Genomic DNA, 16,553 nt, shown 5'->3' with positions numbered 1-16,553 from the left:
AAAGAGATATAATCACAGGAGTAAAGAGCATGATTAATTCAATTCTAAAACTATACTCTTATTCGCCTGAGAATCTAAATTTATTTTGGGTAAGATTTTATTTTGATGAAAGACGTAATCCATCGCAGGTATAAAGTGGATACTCTGAATTCAATTTTGTTATTGACTTAAAAGCATTTAGGCATATAATTACCCCATGAAAAAATTATTTTTAATTCCATTGGTTTTTATCTTCTGTTCGGATGCACCGGTCGTAAAATTCCCCGAACCGACTGCGCGCACGGTACTGGCTGAATTATTTACTGAGGATGGATGAGGTTTCTGTATGCTCGCGGAGCGGGCGTTACTTGATAGTGTGGCGAGTAAAACCGGTGATACCTTGGTGGTCGTTTGCTACCATCTTCACGGTCCGTACATGATTCCCAAGGCACAGGAACGAGAGGATTTTTATAATACCGGTTATAACCTTCCTCATGTAATTTTTGATGGAACCGATGCGGTATTCGAGGCCAATCCCCAAAAATATGACAGTCTTTATGAAATTCATTATCAACTGGCACGCGGCAACATTCCCTATTATAACCTGAGTATCGACAGTGCATTTACCGGTCCTTCGAGCGCCAGTTTCAAACTTAAAATAGTTGCCGCAGATACTATACCTGAAGGAGAAATTAAGGCCTTCATTGCAATTACTCAAGACAGCCTCCCCGGTGCCTATGGCTTTATTTTCAACCGTGTCTGTAGGTCGTTATACGAATTCAACCTCCAACTCCAGTTCCCCGATAGCCTTACACAACAATTTGAGTTTACCCATAACATCCCGGCATCGAAATTGCGGGCGACCGTTTTTATTCAAAATATGGAGACAAAAGAAATTATGCAAACAGTCAGCACAAAATTTGAGGAGGTAAAATGAAAAAAATTGCGAAATTCAAAATGCGAAATTCACAATTAGAGATATTGATAATCGGGGCACTATTATTATTCGTGTGTGCACCTCTCTATGCCCAGGAAAAGGAATTACCCACCGCACCTGATTTTACCCTTCAAGATGTGGATGGTAATACAATCTGCCTTGATTCGTTATTGAAGAAAGGTCCGGTATTTATGAGTTTCTGGGCATTATGGTGCAAGATGTGCATCAAAGAACTCGATGCTCTTAAACCATTTTATGACGAATTTGATTCTTTGGGTTTGCAGATGCTGGCAATCAGCCAGGACAAGGCCAGAGCGGTCCCCAAGGTAAAACCATTTGCGCTGAGCCATAAATGGAAATATATCGTCGTCCTTGATCCCGATAATATCCTCCGTGAATTCTATAATGTTCAGGCAATGCCCACAAGTTTTATTATCAATCAGGATAAAAAGATTGTTTTTGTGCATCAAGGATACAAACCTGGGGACGAAGAGATAATCGTGGAAAAGGTCCGCTGTCTGGTGGGTAAAAATTGTAAGGGTAAATGTCATGAATAACCTGATGTATCCTCAACAATCTAAAAAACAAGCATCGACCAGGCTTGGGAAAAAGCTAATGCCTTTCTTAATTACACTGCTTATATTGCGCCTTGATTTTGCCCAGGATTTACGCATCACCGGTTCAAATCGCGCCGAATACTGGCTCTTTGTGGATTCCCGACTTGATACCGCGGATTATAAAGATCATATCACCGAAAAGTTAAAACTGGCCCTTGATTATAAAGAACTAACCCTGCGCGGTGTATTTTTCTTCTGGGATCCTTCGCTGCGCACGGTTGGCAAACTTTCCTATGTCGATTATTCGGCGCAATACAAAAAAGATCCGGTGAATATCCTCTACGGAAGATATTATGCGACATTTGGCAGGGGCTTGTGTTTGAATCAATTTCTCGATGAAGATTTCAATAACGATAACTCACTCTATGGTCTAAAAGCAGAGCTGAGCGGTTTCAAAAGCCAGTTAACATTACTTGCCGGCAAACCACGTAATATATTTTTTGAGGAACTCCGGTATACAGTAAAGAATGATACTGCCGATAAAATTCGTGGTGTAAATTTGGAGACAAAGGTCTTAAATTTTGATAATCCATGGGGCTTCAATACAAACATTGGTGGCAGGTATGTGAGGATCCACAAACAGACAGATTTAACACCCAAGGCATACACGGAGTTATTCGGCGGTAACATCAACTTGAAATTAGGACCATGGGAGAATTACTTTGAATATGGCAGACACTGGGGAACGATACCGGTGGTGGGTGGAAGATTAAAAGGGGATGGCTATCTGTTTACCACTGGTTTGTCACTACCGGGTTTTGGCATTTCGCTCCAGTATGTCGATTATAAGGACCTTGGTTTTGGTGGCGCAGAATATCGTTATAATGAACCACCTACCCCAATTAAATCTGGCATATCCGTGAATCGCGGTATTGATGAGATCGGCTATGGATTATCAATTGTCGCATCACCATTTGATTTTCTCTCCCTTGAGATAGAAAATAATAAGGTCTCAACCCATGATCCAGATTTGAGCAAATTTGGCGAAATTTTATATCTGATGGATAAGATGGGTGGTGTATTAGAACAAAGTGCGAAGGCGATAACACATCCTACAGAGCTGTCAGAGGTTAGTTTCGGTGTTGACCATATAATCAAGCAGAAGATTGAATTGCCGGTTCAGAAAAAGACCGAGACCAAACCTTATCTTGAATTGCAGTATGATTTTGGCGCATTTTTCGTTGAGGCCGGGCTGGAGCAGACGATGGTGATGAGTGATACGAGCAAATATACAGACCGGGCTGCATCGATATCAGTTGGTAAACCAGAAAGGTTCGTTCTGACCGTGCGCGCTGAGAAAAGAGACCGAGTCCCGGAATGGCTGATACCGAAATTAGGTGAGGAGACCTTCTGGCCTATGCTGGAGTTGAGTCTTGATCTGACGACAAGACATAATTTGAGATTGAGGGTCGGTGGTGAAAAGGGCGGTCTGGTCTGCTCTGGTGGTGTCTGCCGGTTTGAAGAACCATTCCGGGGTGTCAAGGCAGTGCTGACCAGCATATTCTGAGAAATACCGCCGATTTTTACACTGTTTGATTGCAGTATATAATCTGCAATTCATAGATTAATAATTCACAAAACAACCATCCTGATAAAAGGGTTCGGAGTCCCTGCTGTGATTCGAAAAATTCCCTAACCCTCAGGTGGGGCGAACTCTGGATTTACCCCTGAGTCCTCTCCATATTTTTTATAAAAAGATAAAACTCATAAGCAAGATTTGTAAGGGTAATCAATGATTTAGCGTTTGGATTTTTGTAGGGCAAGGCTTTAGCCTTGCATAAATAAAAAATGCCAACCTGAGATGGTCGTCCGGTAATCGATAAAATGGTAGGCGCAGGCTTTAGCCTGCGGATAAATGTTTTTAAATCTTAAGGTATTTCGCACCCTGAAGGTGCGGCTACCGCTAATAATTTAGCGCATAAAAATAATTTGACAAAAAGTGGAGAGGCCTGAGGACTTACCCTCGTTGACAAGGTTTTATAAATCTTTATAATTCTCTGATGATATATTTGTATTTGATAGTGGGGTTGTTATCGAAAGACTTTTTTGTCCATTGCTTTGCCTTTAACAACAATTATGTGGAAATCTGGTATTTAATTCCCGCGGAAAAGGTTTGTTCTTTTCTTTCAGCAGATTCTTTGTATAAATATAATTATCGGATAATTATCAATTCCGAGAACGGGGATAGTGCGATAAGAGAAGGCATCAAAGGTATCCGGATTGAGCGTTCAAAGATGGGAAATTTTGTTCTTGATTACTTCCCTATTTTTTTATATCCGGGAAGATTTGGCTATGAAATGGCCATCACACTTTTGAGTGAAAGGCTTTCGGCAAGTGGGACATTTGAGGTGATCAGTGATACAACGCCTTTTTATCTTAGTGATCTCGTTTTGGGTTCAAAAACCCGATGCGATACACTTTTTTGTCGGAGCGGGATAAAATTTACGCCCAAAATTCTGCCTGAATACACCGATCTCGATACTTTATTTTCTTATGTAGAAATCTACGGATTAGTCCCGGACAGCCTTTTTTATTCTGTCTGTTATCAGATCAGAGATAGTTTGTATCAGGTAATTTACCAAAATGAATTTAGACGTTTAAAATATGATTACATCCAGTTTGATACCATATCCATCAGCCTCTGGGATTATCGGGAGGGAACTTTTAAATTTGTCGTTGAAATATTTGAACCGGCATTAAACATAAGAGCCCAGAAAGAGGCTGCATTTCATATTAAAAAAGCTCTTCCCGGAATTGATGATAAGCCTTTTGCTTGGGAGATTGAATACTTGGTTACTGACCAGGAATATAAAAAATTTCTAAAAATGAACCATGCCGACCAGATTCAATATCTAAAAAAATTTTGGGCAAGGCGAAATTACAAAGAATTTGAGAAAAGACTTCTGGAGGCGGATAGAAGATTTTCTACTTCTTTTATCAAAGGTCGGGATACCCCAATGGGAAGATACTATATCAAGAATGGTCCACCCGATGAGATTCGTATAGGTGATTCTGGAGTTGCTACAAGGTCGGATATCTATTTTAAAGGTGCTCATGTATGCGACCCTCAGGAGGTATGGATTTATGAAACAAAGGGATTGGAAGTGATATTCAAGGATATAAATCGTGATGGTGTTTATGAATTGATGGGCGCTTCTAAATTAGGCGAGCAGGAAAAATATGATGCGCTCGAAAACAGAGAAGAATTGTGGCATTTTATTCGTTAAAAAAGATTTATCTTTTTCTTGACTGAAGAATAAATTTGATTATATTTAACCCGTGTTTATAGACTTCAGAATCTTCAAGGGGGTAATATGAAAAGGCTGGTTTTGATTATCGTTTTGCTCATTGTCTTTATTGCCGGGATAATTTATGGTGGCAAGGTTGGTGATTTTACCGAGACCGAGAGTGTGGCTTCGGTGATGTGTTTATCCTGTATGGGGTTGCAACAATGAAGTTAAAGCGAGTTATCCAGTTTATCGCCTCAGCAATCACCCTGGGTAATTATCCGGCAATATGGCAAGGCGGAATATATCAGGGACCATTAAAACAAGGCTGTGTGCCGATATTGAATTGCTGGGGATGCCCACTATCCCTTTTCTCCTGTCCTATTGGTGGCTTACAGCACTTTTTCAATCTCCATTTAATTCCATTCTATATTGCAGGGTTTTTCGGGATGGTGGGAACACTCGTAGGAAGAATGGCATGCGGCTGGCTATGTCCATTCGGATTGTTCCAGGATCTGCTTTACAAGTTAAAAACATTCAAGATGCGTCTGCCAAAAGCTTTTAGTTATTTCAAATATGCGGTATTGATAACTGTGGCAGGCGTGATTGCCTGGATCAGTGGAGAGCCCTGGTTCTGTAAAATGTGCCCTGCTGGCATAATTGAGGCAGGAATTCCATTGGTAATGGCAGATAAAACCGGGGATATCAAGGCGCTCGTGGGCTGGTTATTCTGGATCAAGATGGCAATCCTTGTTTTTGTGATACAATTTTCTATTTATATAAAGCGATTCTTCTGCAGGACATTCTGCCCGGTGGGTGCAATTTATTCAATATTCAACCGGTTCAGTCTCTTCCGCTTGCAGGTCGATAAAACAAAATGCATTGATTGCGATTCATGTAAAGCCGTCTGTCCGATGGATGTGCCAATACATACTTCGCAATATAATATTGACTGTATCCGGTGTCTTGATTGTGTAAAAAAATGTCCAACAGGGGCTATAGGTTATGGAACGAAATAATAAAAGAATAATCTCCGCAATAATTTCCACATTTATTGTGGGTGGCGGTCAGATATATTCCAAGCGTATTTTGACCGGCATAATGTTTATGATCTTCTTCTATGGTTCAATCCTGGTTACAAGAATCCTCTGGATTAAACTCACGGTTGGTTTCTGGCTATTACTTGGTTCCTGGATTCTGTTCTGGCTTTTTAATATCTATGATGCATATCGTGGCGAAACATTTTATGCCCCACCCTGTGAGAAGAACTGTCCTGCAGGTATTGCACCTTGGTATTATATCAATCTGATTGTGAGCAATAAAAACAGATATCCATTCGTTCCGTTTTTCAAAATTCTTGGGTTGATCTGCCCGGCACCTTGTGAGGATAATTGCACAAGAAGGGGAATTGATGAACCGGTTGCAATCGGCTATCTCAAACATGCGATTGAGACTGAAGAACCGACAGCACCCACAAAAAGGCGAAAAGAAAAGATTGCGATAATCGGAGCGGGTCCTTGTGGTTTGACTGCCGCCTATGAACTTGGGGTAAGGGGTTATCAGGTTACGGTCTTTGAAAAAGAAAGATATCCAGGTGGTGTCTTGAGCATGTATATCCCTGAATTCCGCCTTCCCCGTGCAATTGTTGAAGAAGAGATTGAATTGCTTAAAAAGGCAGGATTTGAAATAAAGACGAATATTGAGGTGGGTAAGGAGATTAATCTGGCAGAGTTGATAGCTGAATATGATGCAGTATTTATTTCAACCGGTGCAGGCAAATCAGAAAAACTTCATATTGAAGGTGAAGAATCAGCACTTGGTGGACTTGATGTTTTATACCGGATTAAAAATGGTGAGATGCTCAAATTTGGTAAAGTCACCGTGATTGGCGGGGGCAATACCGCATTTGATGTAGCAAGGAGTCTGTTACGCTGTGGAAATGAAGTGGCAATATATTATCGTCGGGGTTTAGAAGATATGCCTGCTGAAAGAGAAAACAAGATTGCGGCAGAAGAAGAGGGAATAAAGATTTATCCTTATACCACACCAGTTCGTATAAAAAACAATAAAGTAGTGATGGCAAAGACCCGAGCACCAGAAGGTAGAAAGGGTAGGGTTGAGATAATTGATAATTCGGAGTTTGAGATTGAAGTTGACAAAGTCGTTTCGGCAATCGGCCAGGTTCCATCTACTGATTTTTTGAGGGATTATATCAATCTTGATGATAGATGCAGGATTGTCGTAAGAAATGGCAGGGCAGGTAATTCAAAAGTCTTTGCCGGTGGTGATGCGGTAAGGGGTCCGCAGACCCTAGCCCATGCCGTGGGCGATGGTTTGCGTGTTGCCCGGGTGATTGATAAGTATTTGAGCGGAAGATTAATTAATATGGTAGCCAGTATCATACCTTCTAATCCTATTTACTGGGAGATATTTAACATACCGCGAATAAAAATTCCCCATCGACCGGTGGCTGAGCGTATCAAAGATTTTAAATTGGTGGGAAAAACACCGGTGACCGAAGATTTAAAGAATGAAGCAAAGCGTTGTTTGGTCTGTCCACTGAGGTATAGACCGTAATGGATAAAAAGAAAACTTTCGAGTCGCTCCTGAACGAGATTGGCAATATTATCGAAGGTCCGGCTGATTCAAAAGAGAAATTGTTAAAAATTTGCAAACTTTTGAAAGAGAATGTTCCTTATTACAACTGGGTCGGATTTTATATTGCCGACAATGAAAAGAAGGAATTATATCTCGGTCCTTATGTAGGTGAACCGACTGAACATACAAAAATTCCCTTTGGCAGGGGAATCTGTGGACAGGCCGCCGAAAAAAAAGAAACTTTTGTTGTCCAGGATGTATCAAAAGAGACGAATTATCTCTCCTGTAGTGTGAAGGTGAAGTCAGAAATTGTCGTGCCAGTATTCAAAGACGACCAGGTAATCGCTGAGATTGATATAGATTCTCATACATTAGCACCTTTTACCGAAGAGGATAAGACTTTTCTGGAAGATCTAGCCCTAAAAATAAAAGACTTGTTTTGATTAATTAGCGATTTTTTAAGATTACTTCCCGGTATTCACAAACCATACCATCTTCCAGCACTCCTAAACCAATGCCCCCGGAGTCGAAGGTATTATCCATTACTTCCAGGATCTTTTCACCATCAAGATAGCCGATTATCCGAGGGCCAAGGGCTTCGATTCTTAATACATACCATTTATTGGGCTCAGGTTCAAATAATGCCGAGGCAATCTCTTTCCACTCCCCGTTGATGCATTTATATAAATCAATCGTCCCTGCATCGCCGTGAATGCCGAAACGATAAAAGTTATTTACGTCTTGAACCCGGAAGAATAGATATGATTTAAGCCAGTCCACAAAGGGATTTTCACTTCCCTGCATTCTGGTCTTTACTTCGTATACATAATCTTTCCATTTTTTATTAAGGACGAATGCTAAATGGGATTCGCCTTTTGCTCGGACAGCCCCCTTTTCCACATTCCAAGTACCTCGGATTACTTGCCATTTTTCCATGCCCCTTTTAAATTCATCATAAAAAAGATCCTCGGGTTCAGGGGTGAGACACATGCGGAAGGGAAATATTTTTTCAATAACTTTGCCTTCACGAATCATCCTTACTTTGATTTTTCCAGAATGCCGGGGTGCAATAAAAAGTGGGGTGGTGCGTGTTGAAAATTTACCCAGTAACAGTTTTTCAGGGATTTTAATAATTCCTTCGCTATCGATAAATTGCGCTTCCAGTTTGAGGTTGATTTGCTCACCGGTATTATTGGCAAAATAGAATAATACCGTATCACCGGTTGTGAATTTGATATATATATCATCTACGGGAGCGCAGGAAACAGGTTCTAAATCCGGAATGGGTATCCGGGAATAAGTCGCTTTGAATCTTTCTTTCCGGGAAAGATAGACGACCGAGGTAGTGAGATGCGCGGGAATTGAAAATTTTATTTTATTTTTTTCTCTTTTAAACGACAGCCGGACAATGCCCGGCCAGTCGCTGGAGAGAAGGTATAAATATTTTAATTGCGAAGCATCAGGCGTATTTATTGTTATCGGAATGTTATACTCATAAGGATGGTCGAGTAGTTGTGTTTTTCGCGGACTGACGACGACGCCGACATAATCGCCTTCGGGTGTCTGAAAAATATTGGCACGAAAATCCTTGGGAACCACAATTGGATTACTCGATAATACCCATTTTCTATTTTTGATTAACTCAAATAAGCCTTGATACCTTTTTTCCAGCAATTGGCATATTGAATCACCATAGCTGAGGGCAGGAAATGCGCCACAGAGGAGTGCATATTTTAACTTTTTCTCAGTTGCCCGGGGAGTAGCATCATAAGGTAGATAGACAAGGGGACGCGTGGCACAAAGATACTGTAATTTAAAAAGATTGCTCAGGTTTCCTTCAGCCATTATCCCATCAAGATTCTTACATACCTCGATTGAAGTAGGTCCATTCCCCCAGATTACCTTCCCCTTTCTATGAAAGATTTCAAAAATTTCGCTATTGATTTTTTCCAGAGCAAAAGCGAGCATATAAGCAGGTCTACCATTGATACTGGTATAACCATCGTGGTGGGAAAAATCGTAGTGATAATAATCCATTCGGTCGTAAAAGATTCCATCAATGGTTGGATAATGCTGCAAGACCTGCTTTGCCTGTTCAGTGATATATTTTCCCCATTTGTTATTTGGATCTGGATTCATTAGATTACAGAATTTCCATGCCGGTAGTGGCTGACCCTTTTGATCCCGTGCAATTTCGCCAGAAAAGTATTTTGTAGCATACTGATGCCAAGCCTCAAAAGGTTGAAAGTATAAATATACTTGTATGTCATATCTGTGCCATAATGCAATCAATTCATTTATTTTTCGCAAGCTGGTGCGAACCCTACCCCCACCGCTCTGCCATTGGTGCAGGCTCACCTCATCGGAGTCAAAAATCAGCCCCCAATCCCCATAGGGAGGAACGTATAACCCATAGAAAGGAAAGTAACAGTGAAATTCGACCCATTTGACATTTTGCCTTTTTACCAATTTTATTCTATCTTCATCATCAAAGACACTTGTTTGATAGAACCAGCCTTCGTCAAATCCATCCCGCAAGACCACGGGCTGGAAATATTCTGGGTATTTCTCCAGCAGAAATTTTAAGGCTGGGCGAAAATCAGCCTCATGAACCAGGAGATAGAGGGTGAAAGTAAGTGAACGATCCGTGGTGCAGGTGAGATTGTCAAAATTGATAATGATGCTCTCTTGCGTAAGGTTTATGGACAATGCGGGTTTCGGCGTTTTTATATCTACGATAATACTGAGACCAATGTTCTCAATTGAGTTGTAAAGGGTGATAACAGGAAGATAAAAATCCCGACGATAAAATTGGATTTTATGGAAATCACTTACCGGAACAGGTATCCCAATTTCGTAATCGAACAGATGGTCCATACTATTTACCAGCGGAAGATCAAAACTGAGGCTCAGTCGTTTCGATACAGCGGAGCGCGGGGTGATTGTAACTTGCCAAGTAAATGCAGATGAGTCCAGAAGGTACTTATTCCTTATGGTAAAATCTTCCCAAGTGTTTTCACCGTAAAGAACTTGATACTGGGTTTTTACTTCTTTCCCAGACCAGTTTTGAACCAAACTCTCAATTTTTTTGCCGCAGACCAATAATTCCAAAGAACGAGTATTCAATTTTTTCTCATTGAGAAAAAAAGCGGTTATTTTTCCTTGATCCTTAGAAACAAAAAGTGCAAGCGGATGATTTGCTAAATGCCAGGTTTTTTCATCCCCGATGAATAGAATAAAAAGTAGAGTAAAATAAGGCATTAAAGAAAATAGAACCTTTCAGGCATATTTTCGCGAGATTATCTCCACAGTGGCAATCATCGCTGCCCAGATAAAGATATATTCATAGGTGGTGAGCGCACAATTTGAAAGGCCAATTATCATCAAACCGATGAGATTTAAAAATGCGCTTAACGCCCAGATCTTCTCCAGCGCCACAGGACTTTTGAATAAAATGAACAGGCATTTCTTGATGAATAGCAGTTGGATTAAGAACCAGATAATGACTCCAACGATGCCCATTTTCCACAGAATATAAAAATATGCATGGTCTGGTGCCAGCAGGACAAAATGCCGATCCATGGAAACGATTGAGGCGCCAAAGCCCCGGCCGAAAAGTAGATGTCCTGTAAGGTCTTCAAAGACCAGTCCAATTTCACGCCATCTTATCCGCCAAGATAGGTCATAGGTAAACAACTCCGGGTTCAAAAATACCAAAAGGCGTGCAAGGGTTGTCAAGAACAATTTTTGTTTAAAATAGATATCCAGAACCACATTAAAGACGATAAAGATAAAGACGATTATCAGAGCGATTAATAATATTTTTTTGATATTTCTGATCAGCCAATTGCGGCGCACATAGAGAAATAACAAGAATAGCACAAAAAGGGTAAAGATCACGCTGAACCATAAAGAGCGTTGCTGACTGAAGAATATCGCAGTTAATATCACGGGGAAGGCGATGCCAGCAAGAATTTTACGCCCGCGCGGTGCACCAAAAATGAATATTCCGCCAATATAAGGTAGGGCAAACTGTGCCAGATGGATATTTTTCCCCACGATGCGGGTCAGAAATAATCCACCTAACGGTGCCAAACGGGTGTAGCCATAGATGTATTCAAAAGAGAGCAAAAAAGTAAATACCAAGATTATGTCATAAAATTTTGCTATCTGCTTGCGCAGGGGGGAATATTGAAAAATAAAATAACTTACATACCAGAGCTGAGCCATTAAGTCCCATATGCAATAGGATAATCTGAATCCATACAACACTCCCCGGACAAAAGAAATTCCCACCAGAGTTAAATAAAAAAGTATTAAATAATCAAGTGCCCTAAATTCAGTTTTTTCGGGAGCCCGGAGAAGATAAATAAGCCAGTAAATAAGTAAAAGTGCAAAAAGGGGAATGGAAAATTTCAGCGAGTAATAAATTGGAAATCCCGGGAAATAAGATAAATAAATATATTCAACCGCCAATGCAATATAGCCACATAGCAGATAAAACATCCTGTCCACGGAAAGAAAAGTGTAAAAGAATAATCCTGAGATACTCAGGATGACAAGAATCATAAGCGGGCCATGGTAGGCAAATAGGATTATGAAAGTTATCTGTATTAAAATTAAAATTGCAAATAAGAAGATGTTTAAAGGCGAGGAGATGATTTGCCTAAAACCTATATTGGGGAGGGCTTCAATATGGTAGGAGTGCATATTACTACTCTAATTACTTTCGGCTTTTGCCCGATAAAATTTTTTTAGTCTTTAAAAGATCCCCTTTAATGGTATCAATGAAATTGATCAGCGCGGCATGTTTTCCGGGCTGCGTTTGCACTTCTTGCCAGTATTCCAAAAGAAAGATTATCGGGATACTGAAAAGGAAACTTAAAAGCAAGGCACCGATTACGATATAAGTCCTTCGGGGAAAACTTTTTTTCTCGGGTGGCGCGGCATGATCTAATACCTGCACCGTTGGGGTATCTTTTGCTTCCATCATTTTTGCCTGTTCATACTGTTGCATAAGAAGTTCATATATCGCTTCCTGCACCTTGAGGTCTCGTACCAGTCGGGCATATTCCAGGGTGATTTCTGGAAGATTGGCAAGCGGTACCGCAAATCCTGCACCAAACCCTTCGCTCACTTCTCCTTTCCCACCGAATTCAATCTTTGCTAGTTGCTTTTTTAACTCCCGCAATTCCCGTTCGATATTCGCCAGATAGGGATTTTCCAACCCGCTGGCATAGGCGATCGCCCCTTTTTGTACTTCCCGGAGAATGATTTCGCTTTTCAGTTTGACGATCGTCTCGATCACATTTTCAATCTCGGTATTTAAATCCACCGTCCGATGTTTCTCCTGAAACTTCCGCAAGGCCTCTTCGGCTTTCGCTAAAGTGTCTTCAACCGCTTTTAAGCGCTGCTCAATAAAAATGCGATATTTCTTGCCGGTGGTCATGGTATTTTCTTTATTGAATTTATCGAGTTCTTCAATGAAGGCATTGGCGATATCGGCCGCAAGAAATTTATTTTTATATGTAATACTTACCGAAATGATACCCTCAGTTGATACTTTAATACTGGTAATTTTATCAAGGGCTTTGTATGTATCATGCATCGTTTTCTGTTTAAATTCTTTTTTGAGATTAAAACGTTCAATGATACGCCCGCGGACGGTGCTGCTTTTCATTATTGCCACAAAGAGGTCCGACTGGGTCGTCCCACCGGCCAGAATTCCCAATCGGGAAAGTCCAGATGTCCCTACTTGATATGCTAATGAGGGCATTAAACCGAACATTATATCCTGATTGGGATTGGGCGGGAGGATGCTGGCGGTGGCGGTGTATTTATTGGGGATTAGCAGACTAATTATTGCTGCGAGCAGTGTTACTATTACTACATTTCTAATTATAAACTTCCGCCATTTGGTGAGGTATTGAATTAATTCCGCAAAGGATAGACGCTTATTGGACATAATTCAAAGTATAGTCAAAAAGCCTAAAAAGTCAATGGCGGGTACCACTGAGTCCTCTTCATATTTGAAGGAACGATAAAACCCATGGACAAGATTTGTAAGGGTAATCAATGATTTAGCGCTGGATACTTTTGTAGGGCAAGGCTTTAGCCTTGCATAAATAAAAAATGCCAACCTGAAGTCGTCGGGTGGTAACTGGTAAAATGGTAGGCGCAGGCTTTAGCCTGCGGATAAATGTTTTTAAATCTTGGGGTATTCGCACCCTGAAGAGTGCGGCTACCGCTAATAATTTAGCACATAAAAATGATTTGACAAAAAGTTGAGAGGACTCAGCAGGTACCACCCGGGGCAGAATTCGCTACGGCTCTATTTAAATGGGCGATCAACCGTTCCCCGGCATGCCGCAAAGTCCAGGAACTGTGGACCCATGCCCGTCCCCTTTTTCCCAATTGAGATTGTCGCTTTTGATCACCTAATAATTCACGGATCGCTTCGGCAAAATGTATTTCATCCCGTTCAGTCAAGATCCCGGTCTCGTTATGAATGACACTTTCCCGTACTCCTCCTTCTTTCACAGCTACCACTGGCGTTGCACAAGCCATCGCCTCCAGCGGCACCAGACCGAAGGGCTCAAGATACGGCGCATAGACAATCATCTTTGTTTGATTGTAAAGTTCCAGGAGTTCGTGATCACTGATATTTTGCTTCACTACTAACTCTACTTCATGTGCCTGGGCAAGCGTATAAAGAAATGATTTCCAGGCCGGATCAACATTGTTGGCAACGATCAAAAATTTCGGTCGAATCCGCGGGTCGATTAGACCGAGGGCGCGGATTATGAAATCATATCCTTTATGGAAAGCACACTCGCCCACCGAGAGGACAAAATGGTTTTTGGGGAGGTCGAGGGGTTTAAAAAACTCGGTATCAACCCCCAGATAGCAGACATAAGAATTTATTCCGTAGACCCGCATAATATTTTCGTGGGAGAAAAAGGAATTGGTGAGTAAATACCGGGCATGGGAGGCATTTTCGATATCGATCTTTTCTAACCGATTTCCAGCATAGGCCTGCCAACATTTTCTGAGTTTCTCAAACAATCCCTGGTTCGTAATTTTAAATAAATTCTTTCTTAAAATCTCCATCTCACTTTTTCGGGATGGTTGGGCACAATAATAGACTGATGGTTTGTTGACAAACTTAAGAAGAAAAGGCGAATTGGTGAAGCGGTCCTGATCCACATAGATTACTTCATAATCGTCCTGCTCAATAGCCTGGGCAATTTTTTTCTGGGCATCTTCAATATCTGCAAGGGAAAACTTCAGCGGTGGGAGATAACAACAAAAGGATTTAAACATCCCGGCGGGCGACCGTTTTACGGGAAATATTCTCAATTTATTCACATAATCTTTTAAAGGCAAAAAATCTTCGTTGGCAGTCTCGGGAAGAAAAAGATCCATTGAGTAGTTTTTTATCTTCAAATATTTAACAAATCCGTAAAGTGCCCTTTTCGATCCTCCGGATGGTAGATTATGAAAGATGGCTATTCGCATCTTGATTTAAAAATAAAATGCAATGTGGAAAGCACCGTCTTCTTTTCATGGCTGTTGAGAAGCCAGCGCCAGGTTAAAAAGAGAGAACTGAATAATAAGAAGAGGGAAATGAGAATTTTAAATGTGAAAATATCCCAAAAAAGTGCTAACCCAAAAAAGACCACACCCATTCCCAGCGTGAGAGCCAGAGTTTTAAGTAAATCGTTCTCGGCATACATTTGGATAGAAAATCCAATTTTTTTTGATGAAAAGTAAAAAAGTAAAAGTGTTTCAATTGTGGAACGGATAGCAAAATTTAACGCGGCACCGTTTATTCCCAACCATTTTACAAAAAAATAGACCATCAAAAAATTTGGGATGAGTTCGCAGAAATAGATCTTGGTCACAATATCAGGTCGGCCAATGCCCTGGAGGAGACTTCCCGGAACTGGCGCGAGGATGGCAAATGAAGAGGCTAACAAGAGAATACGTAAAACATTATTGCTTTTCGCAACAAATTGGGTACCGAGCCATAATTGTAAAACATTATCGCTCAGGATCAGAAAAATAAAAAGCACGGGCCCAGAAACGATAATAAGATATTTGAGTGCCTGGAGATACAGATTTTTTAACTCATTTTTGTCGCCTTGCACGGCAATTTCACTGAAGGCCGGAAAGAGCGTCATTATCAAACTTGTGGGGATTATCCACAACCGCTCGACAATATCAAAGGGAGCCGTATAATAGGTGACGGCGCCGATGGCAATAATTGAACCGATGATGAAGCGGTCGAAATACCTGATTATTGGTCCGACGAGATTGCCCAGGGTTATCCAACCACCGAATAAAAATAATTTCGGCAAGATGCGATAATCAACCCTGATCTTTTTAATTTGGGGAAAAATCGAGAAATTAAATAGAAAGAACAATAGCAAGATGACAATGCGAGAGATAGTGAGGAGGAGGACAATCCCCGGGAGATCAAAATTTAGTAAGCAGCCGAATAAAGGAAGAAGGAAATGAAAAATTCCGGAGAGCACTACTCCGATATTCACCAGGTCAAAGCGTTGGGCAGCTTCCAGGGTTCCTCGAATGGGTGAGGAAGCGATCAACAAAGGAAGGGAGATAGAGATGATATTAAAGGCAGCACGGGTTTCGTGTATTAAATGAGGGGGAATGTTCAGGATCCGTTCGGTAAAAAAAGGAATGAGGGCCAGCATGACACCGCTGAGGCTGATGCCAATTAATAATTGGATGCTCACCGAGGTCCAAACTAAACTGGGTATTAGCGTTAATTCATTCCTGCCCAGGGCCTCAGCCGTGTATTTAGTCGTGGCCCTGCCTAAACCGAAGTCAAAAAACATGAGGTAAGCCAACACCACCCAAATCAGCGACAACACACCAAAGCGATCGGATCCCAGATATCTTATGATATAAGGAAGCACAACGATGCCGATGATCAGCGGTAAGGTATGGCCTACGATGTTCAAAATCGCATTACGGGCAATAAGATTTTTCCGCGTCATATTTTAAATTATACATAAATCTTTTGTTCTTGCAAGGTTCGTTAGAGCTGAGTACTCCTCACTTTTTCCTCCCCCTTTGATGGGGGAGGATTAAGGTGGGGGTGATAAAAATGGATTTGTCTCTTGATTCTTTTTCAATTTGTTTTAAAATCATGGCGGAGGCCATGATGAA

The 16,553-nt window shown here is 41.1% G+C and carries 13 protein-coding genes; 8 read left to right on the top strand and 5 right to left on the bottom strand.

Annotation, left to right across the window (positions count from 1 at the left end; translation table 11 throughout):
* Positions 1-325 precede the first annotated feature (325 nt).
* The 8 genes from ABIL39_10590 to ABIL39_10555 all read left to right on the top strand — a co-directional run bounded on the left by ABIL39_10590 (position 326) and on the right by ABIL39_10555 (position 7,801).
* Entirely contained in the window at positions 326-916 is a 591-nt protein-coding gene (locus ABIL39_10590; GenBank protein ID MEO0166569.1) for a hypothetical protein, read from the top strand.
* Complete coding sequence (locus tag ABIL39_10585; GenBank protein ID MEO0166568.1) at positions 913-1,473, top strand: TlpA disulfide reductase family protein; 561 nt, start codon at positions 913-915, stop codon at positions 1,471-1,473. The genes ABIL39_10590 and ABIL39_10585 overlap by 4 nt, the downstream gene beginning before the upstream one ends.
* A gap of 58 nt (positions 1,474-1,531) precedes the next feature.
* The gene (locus tag ABIL39_10580; GenBank protein MEO0166567.1) at positions 1,532-3,040 is read left to right on the top strand and encodes a DUF6029 family protein; all 1,509 of its coding nucleotides are present in this window, start codon (positions 1,532-1,534) and stop codon (positions 3,038-3,040) included.
* 493 nt (positions 3,041-3,533) lie between these two features.
* Positions 3,534-4,760, top strand: coding sequence for a GWxTD domain-containing protein (locus ABIL39_10575; GenBank protein MEO0166566.1), 1,227 nt, complete (start codon positions 3,534-3,536; stop codon positions 4,758-4,760).
* Between the two features lie 87 nt (positions 4,761-4,847).
* On the top strand, positions 4,848-4,988 hold the full coding sequence (locus ABIL39_10570; protein MEO0166565.1) for a hypothetical protein: 141 nt from the start codon (positions 4,848-4,850) through the stop codon (positions 4,986-4,988).
* A complete protein-coding gene (locus ABIL39_10565; GenBank protein MEO0166564.1) occupies positions 4,985-5,779 on the top strand; it encodes a 4Fe-4S binding protein in 795 nt (264 codons plus the stop codon). The genes ABIL39_10570 and ABIL39_10565 overlap by 4 nt, the downstream gene beginning before the upstream one ends.
* Positions 5,766-7,337 carry an FAD-dependent oxidoreductase gene (locus ABIL39_10560; protein MEO0166563.1) on the top strand — a complete coding sequence of 524 codons (1,572 nt, stop codon included), beginning with the start codon at positions 5,766-5,768 and terminating at the stop codon, positions 7,335-7,337. Before ABIL39_10565 ends, ABIL39_10560 begins: the two co-directional genes overlap by 14 nt.
* Positions 7,337-7,801 (top strand): GAF domain-containing protein, encoded by a 465-nt coding sequence (locus ABIL39_10555; GenBank protein ID MEO0166562.1) that lies wholly within the window; start codon positions 7,337-7,339, stop codon positions 7,799-7,801. The genes ABIL39_10560 and ABIL39_10555 overlap by 1 nt, the downstream gene beginning before the upstream one ends.
* Before the next feature lie 4 nt (positions 7,802-7,805).
* On the opposite strand, the gene ABIL39_10550 is transcribed toward ABIL39_10555, so the two are convergent.
* The 5 genes from ABIL39_10550 to ABIL39_10530 form a co-directional block, all read right to left on the bottom strand.
* Positions 7,806-10,619, bottom strand: coding sequence for a family 16 glycoside hydrolase (locus tag ABIL39_10550; GenBank protein ID MEO0166561.1), 2,814 nt, complete (start codon positions 10,617-10,619; stop codon positions 7,806-7,808).
* Between the two features lie 18 nt (positions 10,620-10,637).
* Positions 10,638-11,927 carry a hypothetical protein gene (locus ABIL39_10545; GenBank protein MEO0166560.1) on the bottom strand — a complete coding sequence of 430 codons (1,290 nt, stop codon included), beginning with the start codon at positions 11,925-11,927 and terminating at the stop codon, positions 10,638-10,640.
* Between the two features lie 154 nt (positions 11,928-12,081).
* Complete coding sequence (locus ABIL39_10540) at positions 12,082-13,323, bottom strand: GNVR domain-containing protein (protein ID MEO0166559.1); 1,242 nt, start codon at positions 13,321-13,323, stop codon at positions 12,082-12,084.
* 329 nt (positions 13,324-13,652) lie between these two features.
* Positions 13,653-14,876: a glycosyltransferase gene (locus ABIL39_10535; GenBank protein ID MEO0166558.1), complete on the bottom strand. Its 1,224-nt coding sequence runs from the start codon at positions 14,874-14,876 to the stop codon at positions 13,653-13,655.
* The gene (locus tag ABIL39_10530; GenBank protein MEO0166557.1) at positions 14,867-16,381 is read right to left on the bottom strand and encodes a flippase; all 1,515 of its coding nucleotides are present in this window, start codon (positions 16,379-16,381) and stop codon (positions 14,867-14,869) included. The genes ABIL39_10535 and ABIL39_10530 overlap by 10 nt, the downstream gene beginning before the upstream one ends.
* Positions 16,382-16,553: the final 172 nt, after the last annotated feature.

Source organism: candidate division WOR-3 bacterium (assembly GCA_039802205.1).
In the GTDB taxonomy this organism is placed as follows: domain Bacteria; phylum Hydrothermota; class Tepidihabitantia; order SM23-42; family JAOAFX01; genus JAOAFX01.
This window is presented reverse-complemented; position numbering and strand designations above follow the sequence as displayed.